The sequence below is a fragment of the Pseudomonas sp. S2_C11 genome (genome assembly GCF_054668395.1).
Genome location: NZ_CP162765.1, coordinates 3,450,281 through 3,468,904 on the forward strand (window position 1 = coordinate 3,450,281; position 18,624 = coordinate 3,468,904).

Sequence of the window (18,624 nt, forward strand, 5' to 3'; positions counted from 1 at the left end):
TATGATGGCGCCATGGAACTGATCGAAGTCTTCAAAGCCCTCTCCAACCCTACTCGCCTGAAGATCTTGCAAGGCTTGAAGGATCCGGTAAAGAGTTTCCCTCCGCAGGATGAGGGTGACGTCTTCACCGTAGGGGTCTGCGTCAGCAGCATTCAAGAAGGCATTGGATTGTCGCAGTCGACGGTGTCTGGCTATCTTGCAACGCTGCAACGAGTAGGCTTAGTCGAGGTCAGGCGCATCGGGCAGTGGACCTACTACAAGCGTAATGAAGCAGCCATCAAAGCGTTGGCTGAGGCAGTGAGAAAAGAGTTGTAATTTTTTAATATATTATATCGATATTTCTCGATATCCCTTTTTATAGATGCGGAGTTCAAACATGCAAGCGATGATACTTAAAGCATTTGGCGGCCCGGAATCGTTCGAGTTGAGCGACGTGCCCAAGCCAGTACCGGGTGCAGGACAAGTCTTGGTGCGGGTTCACGCCACCTCCATCAATCCTTTGGATTATCAGGTCCGACGCGGCGATTACGTCGACTACGTGCCACTGCCGGCCATTACCGGGCACGACGTATCGGGCGTTGTCGAAGAAGTCGGATCGGGTGTGAAGAGCTTCGCACCCGGTGACGAAGTCTGGTACACCCCGCAAATCTTCGACGGTCCAGGCAGTTACGCCGAATACCACGTCGCGGACGAAAGCATTATCGGGAAGAAGCCACCATCGCTGAGCCACCTTGAGGCGGCAAGTCTGACCTTGGTGGGCGGGACAGTGTGGGAAGCATTGACCGTGCGTGCGGCCCTCAGAGTGGGAGAAAGTATTCTTGTACATGGTGGCGCTGGCGGCGTCGGTCACGTGGCGATCCAGGTGGCCAAAGCCATTGGCGCCCGGGTGTTCACGACCGTGCGCGAAGCAAACTTTGAGTTCGCACGAGACATGGGGGCCGATGTACTCATCGACTACGAAAAAGAAGATTACGTTGACGCCATCATGCGGGAAACCGGCGGCCACGGCGTGGATGTGGTGTTCGACACTATCGGTGGCGACACCCTGACACGCAGTCCCGACGTGCTCGCCCAACTGGGCCGTGTGGTCTCGATTGTGGACATTGCAAAGCCACAAAACCTCGTGCAGGCCTGGGGCAAGAACGCCAGTTATCACTTCGTTTTCACCCGCCAAAACCGCGGCAAACTGGATGAGCTAAGTGCATTGGTAGAGCGCGGTCAACTGCGCCCGCACGTTGGCGCGGTCTATTCGTTGGCCGACATTGGGCTCGCCCATGCACGGCTGGAAAGCCCCAACAACGGCCTTCAGGGCAAAATCGTGATTGCGGTCGAGCCATCGCTCATCCCGTGAACGAGAACCTTTCAACCGGTCGTGTCTTTTGGGTGGAACGCCATGATTTATGAAATCACTCTGCTCTCTGTACACAAAGATCGCACTGAGGTGTTCAGACAAGCATTTGCCAAGGTCGTGCCTTTGCTCACCCGCGCAAAAGGTTACTGCGGGCATATGCTGGCCCAAGGGATCGAAACACCGGAGCAATTCGACCTGATCGTGCGGTGACAATTGCTCGATGAGCACACGCCTGTCTCTGAAGATATACGATTTGTTAGATAACTTAATTTTTTCAGCGCATTATTTCGATGCGATGCAGCTACATAGGCACAAAGTGAAGATGTAGCAACTAACCAGTGCTTAGGTACCCGAGCGCCCCATGTCTTTTGCTCCGCTGCAACTAACACTCAAAGAATGAACTTAAAAAGCCTTAGCAATAATTCGACTTTACGGAGTGAGATATGACCAGCAAGAAACTCAGACAATTAGCAACAGCGATTGCTGCCAGCTTTAGCTTAATTTTATCCTCTAGCGTACTCGCTGAAAGCGACCCAACAACATATGAATATGGAATGAAGCTTGACATTGCGAAGGTTATATCTATATCAACAACAAGAAGCCGCACTTGCGAGCCAGTTGACCGCATATTGAAATATATAGATTCATCTGGAAAAACCGAAACTCTGAAATATCGGGTTCTTTCGGATGCTTGCGACAAAAGGCACTTACATCACAGTAACGGCATCTAACAGGCTCCCTAAATTTATCAGAACCCAAAATTTAAAATGCTCAACTAAGGCTCAACAATATTTTGACTACCCCTGAGGCATACGTATACTCCGTGATCGTCAAAGCATTTTTCCGTATTTAAATTCGCGCATTAAATAGTACTGGACTGTCGCGTCGTTCAGCCCAGCTCATTAACGCGTTTAACATTGATTCAATGCATCCAGCAGTCTTATGAAACAAAGAGCGCATAGCGTCATTTCATCTGTTCGGCACAATGCATATTAACTCGTAAAAAGGACAATAAAATGTTGAATAAGCGAATCAGTTTGATCGCTCTGGGGATGATGAGCGCAACGCAGGTCATGGCTAACGACCAGGCCGAGTCCAAGGGCTTTGTTGAAGACAGCAGTCTCAATGTGCTGCTGCGCAACGCTTACATTAGTCGTGACTACAAGGACGGTCGTGAAGATAAAGCTGAGTGGGGCCAGTCGGCAATCGGTACGTTCTCGTCTGGTTTCAGCCAAGGCACAGTCGGCGTGGGCGTGGACGCTTTTGGTCTCTACGCTCTACGTCTGGATGGCGGGAAAGGTCGTACAGGTGCACAAGGTATCGACTTCTTCAAAAAAGGCGACAGCGGCAGCGCGGCTGACGACCTGTCGAAGGGCGGCGCGGCGGTTAAATTCCGGCTCTCTAGTACTACATTGATCTACGGCGACCAGATGCCGGCCCTGCCGGTGTTGAGTTACCACAACGTGCGCCTGCTGCCGGAAAGCTATACCGGCACGCTGATCACCTCGAAAGAGATCAACGGTCTGGAACTGAATGCAGGTCGTTTCACCGCCCAATCGCGCAAAAGTGCGGAGGGCCGTGACAGTGGTGGCTTGAATTCGATCAGCGTCTTGGGTGGTAGCTACCAGTTCACTGAACAATTCAAGGCAGCGGTCTACGCGTCCGATGTTGAAGATGTGTTGAAAAAGCAATATGTCAACGCCAACTACTTATTACCGATCGACAAGGATCAGTCCCTATCCCTGGACTTCAACGGCTATCGCACCAAGCTGGATGATGGCTACGTTCGCCAAAAAGGCGCTAGTGGCGACGACAACAAAATCTGGAGTCTGGCCGCCACATTCAAAAATGGCCCGCACTCGTTCACTATCGCTCATCAGCGCAGTACAGGCGACAGCAATCTTGGCTACGCATTTGGCGGCTACCAGAAAGGCCAAGGTCGAGTCGGCGACGGTGGCAACACCATTTACTTGGCAAACTCCTACTGGTCCGATTTCAACGCTGAAGACGAACGCAGTTGGCAACTGGGGTACGGTCTGGACTTTAGCACCTTCGGCATCCCTGGCCTAAGCTACAACGTAGCCTACGTGCGCGGCGATAACATCACCACGTCTACTAGCGAAGGGGGGACAGAGCGCGAAATTTTCAATCAGCTCAAATTTATCGTACAGAGCGGTCCGGCCAAAGACCTCAGCGTGAAACTACGTAGCTCCGTCTTACGCGTGTCGCAGAAATCTAGTGAGTACAACGTTAGTGGTAATGAGGTGCGTGTGTTTATAGATTATCCGATTAATATCTTTTGATGATGGGCGGCGCTATCGAGGGTGGATTAAAGGCTGTCAAAGGAAGAAGCCCCAACTGGTTCGGGGCTTCTTTGTAATGATCGAAAGTCGCTGTGCAACACATGATTAGCCGCGTAGCGGTCAAACTGACCACCCTGACTTCATAGGCGCCTACCATTGGCGGCGTGTGGCTAAAAAACGCTAGGGGGCAAACGGCCGTTCTAGGCGCACTTCGCTCCGATTCACTGATCCAGCCGCCTGCACTTGACGCACATGAGCGAGTGCACCTGCTTGAGCTAACGCTTGTAGAGTTTCCCGTCACATCCCAGATGATAGATTCGCACTCACGACGGTTGTCCGCGAAGCCAACGGTTGAGGATCTTATTGGTCGATCCGAACGGCTTAATGCGCAGATTCAGTGGACGGGTTTAATTTGGAAATGGAAGTCTTCTCTCTTAGACGGTTGACATGTGAGAAGGACATCGGTCGAGAGGGGTCCAAATGCCGTCGATCAATTTTCGTATTGACATATCGATAATTCTAGATATGATGGCGCCATGGAACTGATCGAAGTCTTCAAAGCCCTCTCCAACCCTACTCGCCTGAAGATCTTGCAAGGCTTGAAGGATCCGGTAAAGAGTTTCCCTCCGCAGGATGAGGGTGACGTCTTCACCGTAGGGGTCTGCGTCAGCAGCATTCAAGAAGGCATTGGATTGTCGCAGTCGACGGTGTCTGGCTATCTTGCAACGCTGCAACGAGTAGGCTTAGTCGAGGTCAGGCGCATCGGGCAGTGGACCTACTACAAGCGTAATGAAGCAGCCATCAAAGCGTTGGCTGAGGCAGTGAGAAAAGAGTTGTAATTTTTTAATATATTATATCGATATTTCTCGATATCCCTTTTTATAGATGCGGAGTTCAAACATGCAAGCGATGATACTTAAAGCATTTGGCGGCCCGGAATCGTTCGAGTTGAGCGACGTGCCCAAGCCAGTACCGGGTGCAGGACAAGTCTTGGTGCGGGTTCACGCCACCTCCATCAATCCTTTGGATTATCAGGTCCGACGCGGCGATTACGTCGACTACGTGCCACTGCCGGCCATTACCGGGCACGACGTATCGGGCGTTGTCGAAGAAGTCGGATCGGGTGTGAAGAGCTTCGCACCCGGTGACGAAGTCTGGTACACCCCGCAAATCTTCGACGGTCCAGGCAGTTACGCCGAATACCACGTCGCGGACGAAAGCATTATCGGGAAGAAGCCACCATCGCTGAGCCACCTTGAGGCGGCAAGTCTGACCTTGGTGGGCGGGACAGTGTGGGAAGCATTGACCGTGCGTGCGGCCCTCAGAGTGGGAGAAAGTATTCTTGTACATGGTGGCGCTGGCGGCGTCGGTCACGTGGCGATCCAGGTGGCCAAAGCCATTGGCGCCCGGGTGTTCACGACCGTGCGCGAAGCAAACTTTGAGTTCGCACGAGACATGGGGGCCGATGTACTCATCGACTACGAAAAAGAAGATTACGTTGACGCCATCATGCGGGAAACCGGCGGCCACGGCGTGGATGTGGTGTTCGACACTATCGGTGGCGACACCCTGACACGCAGTCCCGACGTGCTCGCCCAATTGGGCCGTGTGGTCTCGATTGTGGACATTGCAAAGCCACAAAACCTCGTGCAGGCCTGGGGCAAGAACGCCAGTTATCACTTCGTTTTCACCCGCCAAAACCGCGGCAAACTGGATGAGCTAAGTGCACTGGTAGAGCGCGGTCAACTGCGCCCGCACGTTGGCGCGGTCTATTCGTTGGCCGACATTGGGCTCGCCCATGCACGGCTGGAAAGCCCCAACAACGGCCTTCAGGGCAAAATCGTGATTGCGGTCGAGCCATCGCTCATCCCGTAAATGTGCACTTTAAACCCACTGAGTTTTTTGGAGGAATGCCATGATTTATGAAATCGCTCTGCTACCCGTTCACAAAGATCGCACTGAAGCGTTCAGACAAGCATTTGCCAAGGTCGCGCCTTTGCTCACCCGCGCAAAAGGTTACTGCGGGCATATGCTGTCCCAAGGGATCGAAACACCGGAGCAATTCAACCTGATCGTGCGGTGGCAATCGCTCGAGGATCACACACCGGGCTTCGAAGCGAGCGACGACCATCAGGAATTCATGATGGGCTTAGAGGAATATTTTTCCGAAGAGCCGCAGGTCTATCACATTGAAGGAGCGAATTTCCCATAGGTAATATCGGTTTCTAGATTCCCACATTGCAGAGAATCATTGGGTCAACGGACATCTGCGCCCTTGGCCCAATAACACTAGGCAAAGGCGTTCTCGCGATATTAATTCGCACTGCTTAACACATGTGTGCTTGTGCCGGGTGGACGCCAATAGTGCAGTTGGTTAACCATTAGGAATTTCTCCCATTTTTACCAATTTCGTAGAAATTGCTCAGGAGTTACAAATGCCTTTTTTCAGAAGCTATGTTTCTGACCTTGACGATGCCTCACGCGAGAAGGAATGCCGGCCCTCCGATTTTTTTGCATGCGATATTTTAATCAACGAAGATGGCACGCTTTGTCCAAACGAAGACAGTAATCTCTTTGAACTATCACCCTCAGTTCCACCAGGAAAACGACCAGTAGCGTTACTCTGATCGGCAGCAATCACTAGGGAATTATTAAGCGCAGATGAGAAGAAAAGATGTCTATTTAACAGACGAAACTACCGCGCTATTTTTTTCTCTCTACCGCCCTTTTTTACCCCATTGGAACAACGCCAATGTCTTGGCGGAATGCCGAAACTTTTAGAAAAAGTCTTCGTAAAGTGAGATTGATCGGAGAAACCACATTCATGACCTATTTCCGTAAGCGAGAGGTTACTCACCTGAAGTAATATACGAGCCCTTTCGATCCTAGCATTTATCACCCATTGCTGAGGGGACAATCCAGTGGATTTTTTGAAGGCACGAGAAAAATAGCTCCGAGAAAGTGAGCACGCCGCTGCTACGTCAGAGATACTAATTTGACCGTTGATCCTTGAAAGAATGAAGCTTTTTGCAAGACGTTCTTTACGCTGTGAAAGACAACCCTTTGGCGACGATCGCGAATCTACTCTAAAAAGAGCCGGTGCTGAGCGAATTAAGCTGATTCCATCTTTTATACTTCCCCTGAAATATAGCGCTGATGCCCCTCCGGTTTGGGCAAGAAATCTAAATATTGGCATCGTGGAGTTCTTTATCATGGATTCGGCACTTATTTCTGTCAACTCCAAATCAGCAACGCCCATTGTAGGCGTGATACTAGTGAGCAGCACCTTCATATTAACTACTAACCGCCTGCAAAAAAATTCAAGTTCAAGTTTATGAATTCGACGCTTCCAAGTTGAAAAATTTCAAATTTGATAATTCTGCAAATTTGAACACTGAGCCCTTCATGGCGCCGAGGAGCTTGCAGCTACAAAATGCAACAACGCGTCGTCCTTAACCAAGCCGATTGAAATCTCTAAAAATTTACTTCAAGCCATTTATTCGGCATTGACAAATTATGAATGTGGAAAACACTATCAGCTCCTTAATCAAACTTTTGCCTACGCCAAACTAGAAAAATCATAAGCATCGAAAGCCGAACCTCTGGCTATTTTGTTGCTTCATGATATGTTCATACCTGCGAGGCGAGTGTAGTAGGGCGTGAATTCTGCTGGGTAATAGCAAGCAATTTGACAAGCATATTGTGCTCCACTGAGTGCTCTGCTCTGTTTCGAACTTGCGAGGCAGAATCGACACTGAAATGATACGACTGCTCTAAAGGTGATCGAAAGCTAATAAAGGGGGTGGTGCCCCCCCTCAAAAGTGTGGGAGCACAGCGCCCACGGTAATAATCCTGCATCATCTCGCTGGGACTCAGCGACCTAGAGCCGATACGAGCCATTCCCCTTGGGACGTTTGCAAATTCTCGAGGGTGCTACAGCGCAGACGGGCACCAATCATGCGCTTTTCCGTATTGACATATCGCGGATTGTCGTTATGATTAGGGAATGGAATTGATCGAAATATTCAAAGCTCTCTCAAACCCTACACGCCTTGCAATTTTGAAAGGCCTGAAGGATCCCTCAAATAGCTTTCCTCCGCAGGATGAAGGTGACGTTGACACAGTGGGAGTGTGCGTTAGCAGCATTCAAGAAGGCATAGGATTGTCGCAATCAACTGTGTCTGGTTATCTTGCGACTCTCCAACGAGCCGGCTTAATCGAAGTAAGGCGAATCGGACAATGGACCTACTACAAGCGAAACGAAGCAGCCATTAAGGCGCTCGCAGAGGCTGTAGGCAAAGAGCTTTAAACATTTGACCTTAAAAATCGAAAAATCTAAATATCTGTTTTTATCGATACGGCGGTGTTGGTGGCATGACCTTCAACGACATGCAGAATGGAATCGATCAAACTCAGGGACGATTTTTCGCCAGCTTCGAAAGCAGGGTAACGTCCGGATACATCCGAGCAAAATATTTCACTAATTTTGCATGGCGATCACTCAAAATTTGACCGTATCACTCACTTTACAGAATCGAACGTAATAGCTGCCGATCAAATAATTATCTTCGGAGCCATTCGTAGATTAGTGAGTTAGTAAACCAACGTATATTTTTTGCTTTATCGATGTATGTCGAAATGTGAGGTTATTTGACTGAAAGAATTCCGTAGGTTTATCCATGGAATCTGCAAGAACGCTCATGTGCCTCATTAGCTTAATTAACCTTGGCTTCAGCCCGGCGTATTTTATCCGGTTCAATTCCGCTGATCACGACGGTCATACCTATCGGTATCTTCTATGCCTCTCACAGAATACGTGCTTTTCACACTAATCGCCGTTTCTCAGATTGGCTTTCCCAAGCCATCAAAGATATTTCTGGTTAATCATGCACTGGTACATAGCCCCAACAGAGACATGTTGATTCTTAGCGGAGATGTATTGGCCACCACGGTAGTCGCGGCCTGCTCATTGCTAGGTATTAATTCATTATTATGGGCACATCCAGACGCTCTAAAAATTATGCAATTTACTGGTGCAGTCTATATTTTGTGGTTAAGCCTTAAGCAACTTCGAAAAAAGAGTAGTAGTCAAAATAACGGCGCGCAGCATGTAATATACGGGCGAACCTCAGTACTTTGGGTGAGATCGTTCATTGCGGGAATTAGCAACCCCAATACAGTGTTATTGTTCTTATCGCTACTACCACAATTCATCGAAAGCGCCCAAGAAATAAACAACGAAGCGTTGTTTCTAATGACTCTAATCTTCGTCTTTTGCAAATTTTTACTATCAAGCACCTACACTCTCACCTCGAAAAAAATGAAAAAATGGCTAGATGAGTCTCATGTACTGTTGTGGAGTAAACGTGCGTTGGGTAGTGTGACGATGTTTTTTGGACTAGTAATGGGATTTCATGCTTTTGATTGAGCCGTGCTTACAGTGAAACTCCAATTACTACTCACGCGTTACTCGAAAATAAATCTGAGTGCTTGGTGAACTCCAGCGCATAAATTTTCAGCTCGCTAAGTCGCGCGCAATAATTCGCTTGAGTTTTTTTCAAAAAACGCTCACCCAATAATATATTCTTTCAGGGACGTTAATGGCAGACTTAGTTGGCAGCTGTTCCGAGCAATGAGAAACAGCTGTACCAATAGTTTTTTTCAACGCCTTGGTTACGCACTTACACTTTAAAATTTCGACTTGACGCCAAAACGGGTCCAAGTTCCAACCATGCATCGCCGTGCAAGGGGTGCGCTTGACTGTTTTCATCACCGCAAACTGATCCCAAGATCACACATTGGTCCAATGCAACGTAGGCCTGCTCGGCAATCATTCGATTACCTACCGGCGGCCGATTAACAACCACAGCTATTAGGACGCTTGGATAAGGACCCCAACATAACAGACAGGTTACCGAAATGAGCAATCCCAAAACTGAACTCCTCACACCGCACAACTGCCAGTTGATCTTCATCGATCACCAACCACAAATGGCGTTTGGCGTGCAGAGCATCGATCGGCAGACGCTGAAAAATAACACAGTGGGCTTGGCTAAGGCCGCCAAAATTTTCGACGTTCCTACCATTATCACTACTGTCGAGACGGAAAGCTTTTCCGGCCATACCTACCCGGAACTGCTCGCCGTATTTCCAGAGGCGCCGCTGCTGGAGCGCACCTCGATGAACTCTTGGGATGATCAGAAAGTACGCGATGCATTGAAGAATAACGGTCGCAACAAGGTGATCGTCTCTGGGTTATGGACCGAAGTGTGCAACCTGTCTTTTGCCCTTTCCGCTATCCATGATGCTGGATACGAAATCTATATGGTGGCCGATGCCTCAGGCGGTACCACTCAGGGGGCTCACGATTACGCGATGCAGCGCATGATCCAGGCGGGGGTGGTACCCGTAACGTGGCAACAGGTGCTGCTGGAGTGGCAGCGAGATTGGAAAAACCGCGATACCTATGAAGCAGTAATGGCTTTAGTGTCGGAACACTCTGGCGCGTATGGCATGGGCGTTGACTACGCCTACACCATGGTGCACAAAGCTCCGGAGCGAGTACAACACGGTCCAACTCTGGCACCGATTGCGGCCCCTATCTGACCCAGTAACGGCGGACAGTTTTATCGAGTCAGCGTCGACCTTGAGTGTGGGGCTGGCTCGACAAAACAAGACTCTGAACAGGACTTAAACATGAGCGAGCCGCAGGAGGAGACTGTGACCTTAGTGGTGCGACATCAGGTTCTTCTGAGGCATGCGCCAGATTACGAAGTTTGGCTAAAACGCATCGTCTCTGTAGCTAGCCGGTGCCTGGGCCACTTGGGCGTGAACGTGGTTCGCAGTCTGCTAACCAGCCTAGCGAAGCTCACCTGTCTACTACACTTCGCTCGATTGGAGCAATCGCAGCAATGGCTAGAGTCGGGAGAGCGCCATCAGTTTGTTACTGAGGTAGCGCCTATGTCGCATGCGAGCGAACGATTCAAAGCTACCAAGAATCATACGTTCTGGTTCAGAACACAATCTGGACGGGCACCGCGCTGGAAAGAGGCAAATGTAGCTTGTCTAGTAGTCATGCCGTTAAGCCTCCTTGTGCCATGGTTGTGGCAACTACTGACACATCAATTTATCTGGCTCGGCGGTTACGTGCCAAGCATCGTAGTGATTACGCTAAGCACTGTGTTGCTTTTGCTGTATCTATCCATGCTCTTGTCGAGGAGATTATTTGCTGGTTGGTTGAGTCTATCTGCGGGCTCCGAGACTAATTGCCCGAATATGAGGGGAATGCCATGTCAGCGTCGATGTTATCGGTCCTCCACGTAGATTTTCAGTCATGAGTATAACTCTCTTCTTACAGCTCGCACCCGCTGCTGAAGCACTTGGGCTTTACCTTGGCCGATTGGGTGGGGCGTATTAAATGACTGGGAATGTCTCTCGTTGCGAATCTACCCTAAGCATTCAAAACCGATGACCTGGACAGCCGAACAATTTTGGCGCTCTGCTGAAGCTCGGGATGCATTTGTAAACAGCAAGTCGTTGCATCAGATACTTTAAGCGATCAATAAAAATTCGATAGCCAGCAAGAGATTCAGCAGCGCCCCCTGCAGCGAATAGTTAGGGAATTCGCACTGATGTTTCGTCAAGTCAGACTAGCGAATTTACTTATCAACTTATGAGGATCGACCATGAGCCAGCCTCCCTCTCACGAACAGCGCCGCCAATTCCTTGCCACAGCCGGCCTGCTCGGCGCCGCTGGCGCCCTATGGCCATTTTTTCCCCTCGCTGCTACGACAGACAACTCAGCCAACTATTCACAAGGAAGCAGCACAAGTGCCGATCTAATTCTGTACAACGGTCGCTTACACACGGTTGACCGCGAACAACCAGAGGCTAGCGCTGTGGCAATCAAAGATGGCCGATTCATTGTAGTTGGCAGCGACGCCGAGGCCATGGCCCTGCGTGGTGATAGCACTCAAGTAATCGACTTGCAGAAACGTACGGTGATACCCGGCATTAACGACTCACATCTGCACCTGATTCGCGGCGGTCTCAACTATAATTTGGAGCTACGATGGGAAGGTGTGCCGTCGTTGGCTGACGCCTTGCGCATGCTAAAAGAGCAAGCCGACCGTACCCCCACACCACAATGGGTGAGGGTGGTCGGCGGTTGGACAGAGTTCCAGTTCGCTGAAAAACGCATGCCCACAATAGAGGAATTGAACAAAGCTGCACCTAGCACTCCCGTATTCGTCCTCCACCTCTATGATCGCGCCCTCCTGAACCAAGCTGCGTTGCGAGCGGTAGGCTACGACCGGAACACGCCCAATCCGCCGGGCGGCGAGATCCAGCGCGACGGCAGCGGAAATCCCACCGGTATGCTTATTGCCCGGCCCAACGCGCTAATTTTGTACGCGACTCTGGCCAAAGGGCCAAAGCTGCCGTTGGAATACCAGATTAACTCCACTCGCCAGTTCATGCGCGAACTAAATCGCCTAGGCGTAACCAGCGCCATCGACGCTGGCGGCGGCTACCAAAGTTATCCAGACGACTATCAGGTCATCCAGGAGCTGGCCGACAAGGGCCATCTGACCGTACGTATTGCCTACAATTTGTTCACCCAGCATCCGAAGGAAGAGTTGACCGACTTCAAGAATTGGACCAGCAGCGTCAAACTGCATCAAGGCAACGACTTCCTGCGTCACAACGGCGCCGGTGAAATGCTCGTGTTCTCTGCCGCCGATTTCGAGGATTTCGTCGAGCCCCGCCCCGACCTGGCACCGAGCATGGAAGACGACCTAGAGCCAGTGGTACGTCACCTAGTAGAGCAGCGCTGGCCGTTCCGGTTGCACGCAACTTATGACGAGTCGATCACCCGCATGCTCAACGTGTTTGAGAAAGTGAACCGTGACATTCCGTTTAATGGCCTGCCTTGGCTGTTCGATCACGCTGAAACTATCAGCCCGCGAAACATCGAACGCGTGCGCGCACTCGGAGGTGGCATCGCCATCCAACATCGCATGGCTTTCCAGGGGGAGTACTTCATCGACCGCTATGGTGCGAAGGCCGCTGAAGCTACACCGCCTATTCAGCGCATGCTGGCCGAAGGCGTGCCAGTGGGTGCCGGCACTGATGCGACCCGCGTTGCCAGCTACAACCCCTGGACCGCAATGTATTGGCTGGTAAGCGGCAAAACCGTCGGCGGCACCACGCTTTACCCGCAAGGTCTGCCGCGATCAACCGCGCTGCAACTGTTCACCCACGGCAGTGCTTGGTTTTCCAGCGAGCAGGGTAAAAAAGGTCAGATCCGTGTCGGTCAGCTCGCCGATCTGGTTGCCCTATCAGGTGATTTTTTCAGTGTCGAAGAAGAACAAATCAAGTGGATTGAGTCGGTACTCACTGTGGTAGGTGGCAAGGTAGTACATGCCGCGTCCGAGTTCGACAAATTTGCCCCGCCGCCTCTACCGGTCATGCCGGACTGGTCGCCAGTTGCGCTCGTCCCCGGTCACTGGAGCCCAAACAGAGCACCTCTAGCCGCCAGCGTCCACCAGTGTATCGGAGCCTGTGCAGTACATGCCCACCAGCATGAGCGTGCGCGCCGCAGCAACGTGCCGGTAAGCGACCATGGAGGTTTCTGGGGTGCTTTCGGGTGCTCATGCTTTGCCTTCTGAACATAAGCGGCCGAACAACGTATTGAGGCGGCCGCTAGACGCTTCCAGAACGTTAACGTGCCGGTGCCCATTGATCATTTCCCGATGCCCGTGGAAAGCGCACCGCAGCAAGTTGAGAAGCAACATGCGGCTACATGATGACCGCATTTGCCGACTGCAACCTATGAAAGGCTAAGTATCGAATGCCTCATCAAGCCCTGTTCATCCATGGCATCTGGGTCACACCTGCGATCTGGGAATCGTTCCAGCGTCGTTTCCGAGCCTGTGGTTATTGCTGCAGTGCGCCGCCTTGGCCTCTTGATCAAAGCAGGCCATACGCAAAGGGTGAGCAGAAAATTCAGCAACTAGGTATCAGCGCCATCCTCGCCCACTATGAAAAACACATCCGCAGTCTCGAACAACCGCCACTGTTGATCGGTCATGACCTAGGGGGGCTGCTGGTGCAAATGCTCCTCGACCGCGGCTTGGGTCAGGCCGGAATTGCCATAGAACCGCTACCACGACGAGCCGACCTGCTGAGTTTATACAGAAGCTGGCCTTGGCTGTTGCAATGGGCCGGCTGGCGCAAAGTTTTACACATGACACCGCAACATTTCGCGCGCAATATGGCGCAGACATTAACGCCGGAACAGCAGAGAGCCGCTTATGCACGACAAATCGTACCAGCGCCCGGACGAGTGGTTTTCGAAGCCGCGCTGGGGATTGGCATTCGCGTAAACTTCGCCAACGATAAACGTGCGCCCTTGTTGTTGATCGCTAGCGACAGCAACCGAATTGTACGAGCCAGCGCGGTAGCCGCCACCTACCGTCGTCATCGGCAATCGGTTGCTGTTACTACGTTCAAACAGTTTGCAGGCTACAGCCACTGGCTAATCGCCGAACCCGGCTGGGAGAAACTTGCCGATTACGGCATTGAATGGGCGCAGTATCAGCTTGAACGCTTCTAGGCACTTGATCCCTTCTTTCCGTCCTTTGTTGGCGGCCTTGGCAGCTTTATACCTGCTCTGTCATAGCGTGTGCGGATGGGCGGAAGCTCGCGTCCTGGATCAACTAGAACATCGTCGCTGGACGCTTGCTGATGACAGTCCAAGCCACATCGGCGCTCTTGCACAAACCCGGACTGGCTACCTGTGGCTCGGCACACACGATTCGCTATACCGCTTCGACGGTTTCACTTTCAGCCGTTATCGAACATCCAGCGGCCAGGATCTGGGCATAATTTCCAGCCTACTGACCAGTCAACATGGCCTGTGGGTAGGTCAACGTAACGGCCATATTTCCTTTATACCGGATGGAGATGCACCGTCTACGAGTTTTAAACTTGGACGAGGGGTAATTTACGCTTTGGCGGAAACGCCAGACGGCTCCTTATGGGCTGCCGCCAACGACGGCCTCATGCGATTCGATGGCGAGCAATGGCAGCATGTCGGAGTATCTGAGGGCTTCCTTGGAAAAAATGCCCACAGTCTTATCGTTGATAATAGCGGCAGGTTATGGGTCGCAGATGAACAGCGTCTATATTTCTTAGCACGCGGCGCGCATGTACTTCAGGATAGCGGCGTTCGCAGCACACGCACCCTTCACATGACGCAGGCCAGCGATGGGAAGCTTTGGCTGATCGAGAGTGGCAGTGAGAATCTGCTTCAGGTGGAACTGAACGAAACGCCTCGGCTGGCTCGGCGTATCAAGGTTGGAGAATCAATCAACCAACTGCTTTTTGATCGAGTAGGCGGGCTTTGGCTGAGCACTACCAGCGGTGGTCTGCTTTATGTGGCTCAGCCGGACAAACTCAAGGATGACAGCTTCGCTAATTTGGAGCGGTTTTCCGCAGTGGACGGACTTAGCTCGAACTTTGCCCGCCCTCTGCTTGAAGACAGCGAAGGTAGCCTCTGGATTGGTACTCAAAGTGGTCTTGACCGCCTGCGCAGCAAACTCCTCCATCCTGCTGGCTTCCCCGCCAGCGCGCACAATCTGGCGCTGGTAGCCGATAGTCACGGCTCGCTTTGGGCAGGTAGCAGCAATCTGCCGATAATGCGCCTCGACAGTGAGGGTATTCATTACCTGCCGGTGCAGACGCCGATCAGTGCGACGGCTCAAGACCCGCAGGGACATGTATGGATGGCCGGACCGCAGGGCGTTTGGCGCAGTTCTGGCGAGCGCCTAGAGAAGGTCACTGAGCTTCCCCCCGGAAGCAGCCTGGACTCCGTGGTGCGCGCAATGTTAGTCGATCAACAGGGTGAGCTATGGTTATCGCTGAACCGTCGGGGCCTGTTCCTACTGCGAGGGGGGGCTGGCAGGCACTACCTTCTTCGAGCGAAAAACCTTCCCAGCAAATGCCTGTCAGCGCTAGTTTAGCGAGGGATGGAAAGCGTTGGTTTGGTTACCGCGATAATCTGATCGTCACCTACGATAAAAACGGTGAACGTCGCTGGGGAAAAGACGAAGGACTTGACGTTGGCCATGTAACGGCTATGGCGCACGCATCAGACCATAGCTGGGTTGGTGGCCAGAATGGTCTCGCGCGCTTCGATGGCGAGAGATTTCAGACTCTGAAATTGCCTGATAACCGATTATTCGACAACCTCTACGCTATTATCCCTGTACCGGTAGTAGATGGCGAAGACCTCTGGCTGCAGGGACAAGGAGGCATTTTTCAAATACCCGCAAGTGAAGTTCAACAAGCGCTGGTAAACCCCGAGCACCATATCCGTTATCGCAATTACGATCCGCAGGGCGGCCTTGCGAATGATCCCCACCATGTGCTGGTATTGCCTACAGCAGTGCGTACAAGCCAAGGCCACCTATGGTTCGTCACCCGCAAAGGAGTAGTCGGCGTCGACCCCGCTCGCGCGATGCAGACCAGTGCACCACCCAAAGTGCGCATTGAATCACTGGTAGTGGACGGCAAGTCGGTCCCTCTCACGTCATCAACGGAGCTACAGGCGGATAGTCAGCAATTGCTGATCAATTACAGTGCACTGAGCTTATCTGCATCGGATAGCTTGCATTTTCTGTATCGCCTCGATGGATATGATACCGGCTGGCAAACCGCCGGCCTGAGGCGCGAAGCCCTTTATAACGATCTGCCAACCGGCGAATACCGGTTTAGAGTTCGCGCGCTCAATCAGAATGGCGTGCCTAGCGCACAAGACACCGAGTTGAACTTCATTATCGCCCCGGCATTCTATCGTCACCCGATGTTCCTACTAGTTGCGGGAGTCACAACGCTGGGCCTACTGCGACTGATCTACGGCATTAATATGCGGCTTGTGGCCGATAGCCTGCGGACTCGTTTAGAAGAGCGGCATGGAGAACGAGAGCGCATCGCTCGAGAATTACACGACACTCTGCTGCAGGGCGTGCAGGGGTTGATATTGCACGTGCAGGCTGTAGCAAACAGCTTACCCGCAGACCAATTAGCCCGTTGCCAGTTAGAAAAGGCACTGGACCGCGCTGACCAGATGATCCGAGAGGGACGAGATCGAGTGCGCGACCTACGCTTTGTGCAGCATGTTACTGTCGATCTGCCATCGGCGTTGCGGGACCTAGAGCATTTGCTGAGTCATCAGAATATTGCCTACGAGGTGGTGGTCATCGGCGAGCCGAACGGACTCCACCCTGTGGTCTACGACGAAGTCTACCAGTTGGCTCGAGAAGCGATTAACAACGCGTTTCGCCACGCCCAGGCAAGTATGGTAAGGGTTCAGCTGGACTATCACACTCGCCAGTTCGAGCTACAGGTGATCGACAACGGGTGTGGCATTCTCGCTGATCAACAAAAAGCTGAACCCTCTGAGCGCTGGGGGTTGAAAGGCATGTACGAGCGCGCTGCAAAGATTGGCGGTACTCTCAGCGTTCACAGTGCTCCGGAGCGAGGCAGCAACGTTCACCTGACCCTCCCAGGAGCGCTGGCATACTGCCAACGGCAAACTCGTCGACGCCGCTGGTTGGACTGGAAAATACTCGCAAGGAGCTCGCACCGATGACAGCCGAAAACCGTATTCGTGTTCTAGTCGCCGACGACCACCCTTTAATGCGCGAGGGCATCGCTGCGGTCATTGCGACTGAGGACGATATTGAATTGGTGGGCGAAGCTTGCGATGGCCGCGAGGCTTTAGACTGCTTCCGCCGCCTCCGTCCGGATGTAACCTTGATGGATCTACAGATGCCACGCATGAACGGAATCGAGAGCATTCAAGCCATTCGCAGCGAATATCCTGACGCACGCATTGCAATCCTCACTACATACAGTGGCGATGTGCGTGCCCTTCATGCCCTACAGGTAGGAGCGTTGGCTTACCTGCTCAAAAGTAGCCTTCGCAAGGAGCTGGTTGAGACTATCCGCCATCTAGCTGCCGGCAAACGTCATATTCCCGCGGAAATTGCCACCGAGTTAGCCGCGCATATCGGCCAGCAATGCCTAACACCGCGCGAGGTCGAAGTTCTGCATGTTGCAGCGCGCGGCCTATCGAACCGCGAAATTGCGAAGCGACTTTGCATCACTGAAGACACGGTAAAAGGCCACATGCGCCTGATTATGGACAAGCTGGGAGCAAAAAATCGTACGCATGCCGTAGCTATTGGTTTACAGCGCGGCATTCTGGAAGCCTGGACCATACTTTAGTGTTGCATCGATCTTACTCTTTGTGAGCTGTGCGTCGACGCAAAAAAAAACCATGCTCCACATCTATAACAAGATGGGAGACTTCGTATGGGCGCGCGCGGAAATACGAGTGAAGATATGCACGACTGCCAGCATAATGCCGGTTGCAACCTTCAAACACTTCTGAAAATCAGCCTCCTCCTCGGTGAGGCTCAGGCTTCTCTGAACGAAGATACGCAAAGGGCCTACGTGTTCTTGGACAACGCTATGGAGCTACTACGTCAGGAGAATTCGGCGAAGAATCGTAACTTTGATCAGCCGGGCAAGCTCAGCCGCCGGCAGATGAGGAATTTAAACGATTACATCGATCATCATTTAGAGTTACCCATCCGAATCTACAACCTGTCTGCCCTCCTCGGTCTGAGCACCAGTCACTTCTGTCACTTATTCAAGAACACTTTTGGAGTCACCCCCAGAGTCTATGTAGCGCGAATGCGTCTCGCGGCGGCGCGTAGAATGATGCTGGACACCGACCAGCCCCTAACAGATATCGCTCATGCTCACGGCTTCTGTGACCAATCACACTTTTGTCGTACTTTCCGTCGCGAGATAGGTATGAGCCCCCAAGTGTGGAGGCAGCGACGCGCTCACACCGACGCCCATCTCTCGATCAGTTAAATGTGAATATATCATCGATAA

18 protein-coding genes and 1 pseudogene are annotated in these 18,624 nt (G+C 51.9%); 18 read left to right on the forward strand and 1 reads right to left on the reverse strand.

The features are described 5' to 3' along the window. Nucleotides 1–12 precede the first annotated feature (12 nt). The 8 genes and pseudogenes from AB4N48_RS15515 to AB4N48_RS15550 all read left to right on the forward strand — a co-directional run bounded on the left by AB4N48_RS15515 (nt 13) and on the right by AB4N48_RS15550 (nt 5,866). The gene (locus AB4N48_RS15515) at nt 13–315 is read left to right on the forward strand and encodes an ArsR/SmtB family transcription factor (protein ID WP_122611912.1); all 303 of its coding nucleotides are present in this window, start codon (nt 13–15) and stop codon (nt 313–315) included. Nucleotides 316–376: 61 nt separating this feature from the next. Next, the gene (locus AB4N48_RS15520) at nt 377–1,351 is read left to right on the forward strand and encodes a zinc-dependent alcohol dehydrogenase family protein (RefSeq protein ID WP_122611915.1); all 975 of its coding nucleotides are present in this window, start codon (nt 377–379) and stop codon (nt 1,349–1,351) included. A 42-nt stretch (nt 1,352–1,393) separates the two neighbouring features. Further along, nucleotides 1,394–1,558, forward strand: a pseudogene (locus AB4N48_RS15525) (antibiotic biosynthesis monooxygenase family protein); the annotation flags it as partial. Nucleotides 1,559–1,794: 236 nt separating this feature from the next. Further along, nucleotides 1,795–2,082 carry a DUF2790 domain-containing protein gene (locus AB4N48_RS15530; RefSeq protein ID WP_122611914.1) on the forward strand — a complete coding sequence of 96 codons (288 nt, stop codon included), beginning with the start codon at nt 1,795–1,797 and terminating at the stop codon, nt 2,080–2,082. 285 nt (nt 2,083–2,367) lie between these two features. Further along, entirely contained in the window at nt 2,368–3,654 is a 1,287-nt protein-coding gene (locus AB4N48_RS15535; RefSeq protein ID WP_122611913.1) for an OprD family porin, read from the forward strand. Between the two features lie 536 nt (nt 3,655–4,190). After that, nucleotides 4,191–4,493, forward strand: coding sequence for an ArsR/SmtB family transcription factor (locus tag AB4N48_RS15540; RefSeq protein WP_122611912.1), 303 nt, complete (start codon nt 4,191–4,193; stop codon nt 4,491–4,493). Between the two features lie 61 nt (nt 4,494–4,554). Then, nucleotides 4,555–5,529 carry a zinc-dependent alcohol dehydrogenase family protein gene (locus AB4N48_RS15545; protein WP_122611915.1) on the forward strand — a complete coding sequence of 325 codons (975 nt, stop codon included), beginning with the start codon at nt 4,555–4,557 and terminating at the stop codon, nt 5,527–5,529. Nucleotides 5,530–5,569: 40 nt separating this feature from the next. Next, nucleotides 5,570–5,866, forward strand: coding sequence for an antibiotic biosynthesis monooxygenase family protein (locus tag AB4N48_RS15550; protein ID WP_122611430.1), 297 nt, complete (start codon nt 5,570–5,572; stop codon nt 5,864–5,866). 483 nt (nt 5,867–6,349) lie between these two features. On the opposite strand, the gene AB4N48_RS15555 is transcribed toward AB4N48_RS15550, so the two are convergent. Further along, nucleotides 6,350–6,787, reverse strand: a complete 438-nt coding sequence (locus AB4N48_RS15555; protein WP_277342533.1) for a helix-turn-helix domain-containing protein — start codon at nt 6,785–6,787, stop codon at nt 6,350–6,352. Here AB4N48_RS15555 and AB4N48_RS15560 point away from each other — a divergent pair. From AB4N48_RS15560 to AB4N48_RS15605, 10 genes are all read left to right on the forward strand, one after another. Further along, nucleotides 6,672–6,992, forward strand: a complete 321-nt coding sequence (locus AB4N48_RS15560; RefSeq protein WP_236248998.1) for a hypothetical protein — start codon at nt 6,672–6,674, stop codon at nt 6,990–6,992. The two genes, AB4N48_RS15555 and AB4N48_RS15560, sit on opposite strands and share 116 nt — an antisense overlap. Nucleotides 6,993–7,660: 668 nt before the next feature. Further along, nucleotides 7,661–7,963 (forward strand): ArsR/SmtB family transcription factor, encoded by a 303-nt coding sequence (locus tag AB4N48_RS15565; protein ID WP_122611429.1) that lies wholly within the window; start codon nt 7,661–7,663, stop codon nt 7,961–7,963. Nucleotides 7,964–8,452: 489 nt separating this feature from the next. Further along, nucleotides 8,453–9,082 carry a LysE family translocator gene (locus AB4N48_RS15570; RefSeq protein ID WP_122611428.1) on the forward strand — a complete coding sequence of 210 codons (630 nt, stop codon included), beginning with the start codon at nt 8,453–8,455 and terminating at the stop codon, nt 9,080–9,082. A 491-nt stretch (nt 9,083–9,573) separates the two neighbouring features. Continuing rightward, the gene (locus tag AB4N48_RS15575) at nt 9,574–10,260 is read left to right on the forward strand and encodes a hydrolase (RefSeq protein ID WP_122611427.1); all 687 of its coding nucleotides are present in this window, start codon (nt 9,574–9,576) and stop codon (nt 10,258–10,260) included. 1,079 nt (nt 10,261–11,339) lie between these two features. Next, nucleotides 11,340–13,322, forward strand: coding sequence for an amidohydrolase (locus AB4N48_RS15580; protein ID WP_122611426.1), 1,983 nt, complete (start codon nt 11,340–11,342; stop codon nt 13,320–13,322). Between the two features lie 182 nt (nt 13,323–13,504). Then, nucleotides 13,505–14,269: an alpha/beta hydrolase gene (locus tag AB4N48_RS15585; RefSeq protein ID WP_122611425.1), complete on the forward strand. Its 765-nt coding sequence runs from the start codon at nt 13,505–13,507 to the stop codon at nt 14,267–14,269. A 4-nt stretch (nt 14,270–14,273) separates the two neighbouring features. Next, a complete protein-coding gene (locus AB4N48_RS15590; RefSeq protein ID WP_460093883.1) occupies nt 14,274–15,677 on the forward strand; it encodes a ligand-binding sensor domain-containing protein in 1,404 nt (467 codons plus the stop codon). Continuing rightward, a complete protein-coding gene (locus AB4N48_RS15595) occupies nt 15,656–17,308 on the forward strand; it encodes an ATP-binding protein (RefSeq protein ID WP_460093884.1) in 1,653 nt (550 codons plus the stop codon). Before AB4N48_RS15590 ends, AB4N48_RS15595 begins: the two co-directional genes overlap by 22 nt. Then, nucleotides 17,305–17,946 carry a response regulator gene (locus tag AB4N48_RS15600; RefSeq protein WP_122611423.1) on the forward strand — a complete coding sequence of 214 codons (642 nt, stop codon included), beginning with the start codon at nt 17,305–17,307 and terminating at the stop codon, nt 17,944–17,946. The genes AB4N48_RS15595 and AB4N48_RS15600 overlap by 4 nt, the downstream gene beginning before the upstream one ends. Nucleotides 17,947–18,033: 87 nt before the next feature. After that, complete coding sequence (locus AB4N48_RS15605; RefSeq protein WP_122611422.1) at nt 18,034–18,603, forward strand: helix-turn-helix domain-containing protein; 570 nt, start codon at nt 18,034–18,036, stop codon at nt 18,601–18,603. Nucleotides 18,604–18,624 lie beyond the last annotated feature (21 nt).

What these genes read in the sequence shown, in the direction of transcription:
- AB4N48_RS15515 (WP_122611912.1), top strand. Translation starts at nt 13, where the DNA reads ATGGAACTGATCGAAGTCTTCAAAGCCCTCTCCAACCCTACTCGCCTG.
- AB4N48_RS15520 (WP_122611915.1), top strand. Translation starts at nt 377, where the DNA reads ATGCAAGCGATGATACTTAAAGCATTTGGCGGCCCGGAATCGTTCGAG.
- AB4N48_RS15530 (WP_122611914.1), top strand. Translation starts at nt 1,795, where the DNA reads ATGACCAGCAAGAAACTCAGACAATTAGCAACAGCGATTGCTGCCAGC.
- AB4N48_RS15535 (WP_122611913.1), top strand. Translation starts at nt 2,368, where the DNA reads ATGTTGAATAAGCGAATCAGTTTGATCGCTCTGGGGATGATGAGCGCA.
- AB4N48_RS15540 (WP_122611912.1), top strand. Translation starts at nt 4,191, where the DNA reads ATGGAACTGATCGAAGTCTTCAAAGCCCTCTCCAACCCTACTCGCCTG.
- AB4N48_RS15545 (WP_122611915.1), top strand. Translation starts at nt 4,555, where the DNA reads ATGCAAGCGATGATACTTAAAGCATTTGGCGGCCCGGAATCGTTCGAG.
- AB4N48_RS15550 (WP_122611430.1), top strand. Translation starts at nt 5,570, where the DNA reads ATGATTTATGAAATCGCTCTGCTACCCGTTCACAAAGATCGCACTGAA.
- AB4N48_RS15560 (WP_236248998.1), top strand. Translation starts at nt 6,672, where the DNA reads ATGAAGCTTTTTGCAAGACGTTCTTTACGCTGTGAAAGACAACCCTTT.
- AB4N48_RS15565 (WP_122611429.1), top strand. Translation starts at nt 7,661, where the DNA reads ATGGAATTGATCGAAATATTCAAAGCTCTCTCAAACCCTACACGCCTT.
- AB4N48_RS15570 (WP_122611428.1), top strand. Translation starts at nt 8,453, where the DNA reads ATGCCTCTCACAGAATACGTGCTTTTCACACTAATCGCCGTTTCTCAG.
- AB4N48_RS15575 (WP_122611427.1), top strand. Translation starts at nt 9,574, where the DNA reads ATGAGCAATCCCAAAACTGAACTCCTCACACCGCACAACTGCCAGTTG.
- AB4N48_RS15580 (WP_122611426.1), top strand. Translation starts at nt 11,340, where the DNA reads ATGAGCCAGCCTCCCTCTCACGAACAGCGCCGCCAATTCCTTGCCACA.
- AB4N48_RS15585 (WP_122611425.1), top strand. Translation starts at nt 13,505, where the DNA reads ATGCCTCATCAAGCCCTGTTCATCCATGGCATCTGGGTCACACCTGCG.
- AB4N48_RS15595 (WP_460093884.1), top strand. Translation starts at nt 15,656, where the DNA reads ATGCCTGTCAGCGCTAGTTTAGCGAGGGATGGAAAGCGTTGGTTTGGT.
- AB4N48_RS15600 (WP_122611423.1), top strand. Translation starts at nt 17,305, where the DNA reads ATGACAGCCGAAAACCGTATTCGTGTTCTAGTCGCCGACGACCACCCT.
- AB4N48_RS15605 (WP_122611422.1), top strand. Translation starts at nt 18,034, where the DNA reads ATGGGCGCGCGCGGAAATACGAGTGAAGATATGCACGACTGCCAGCAT.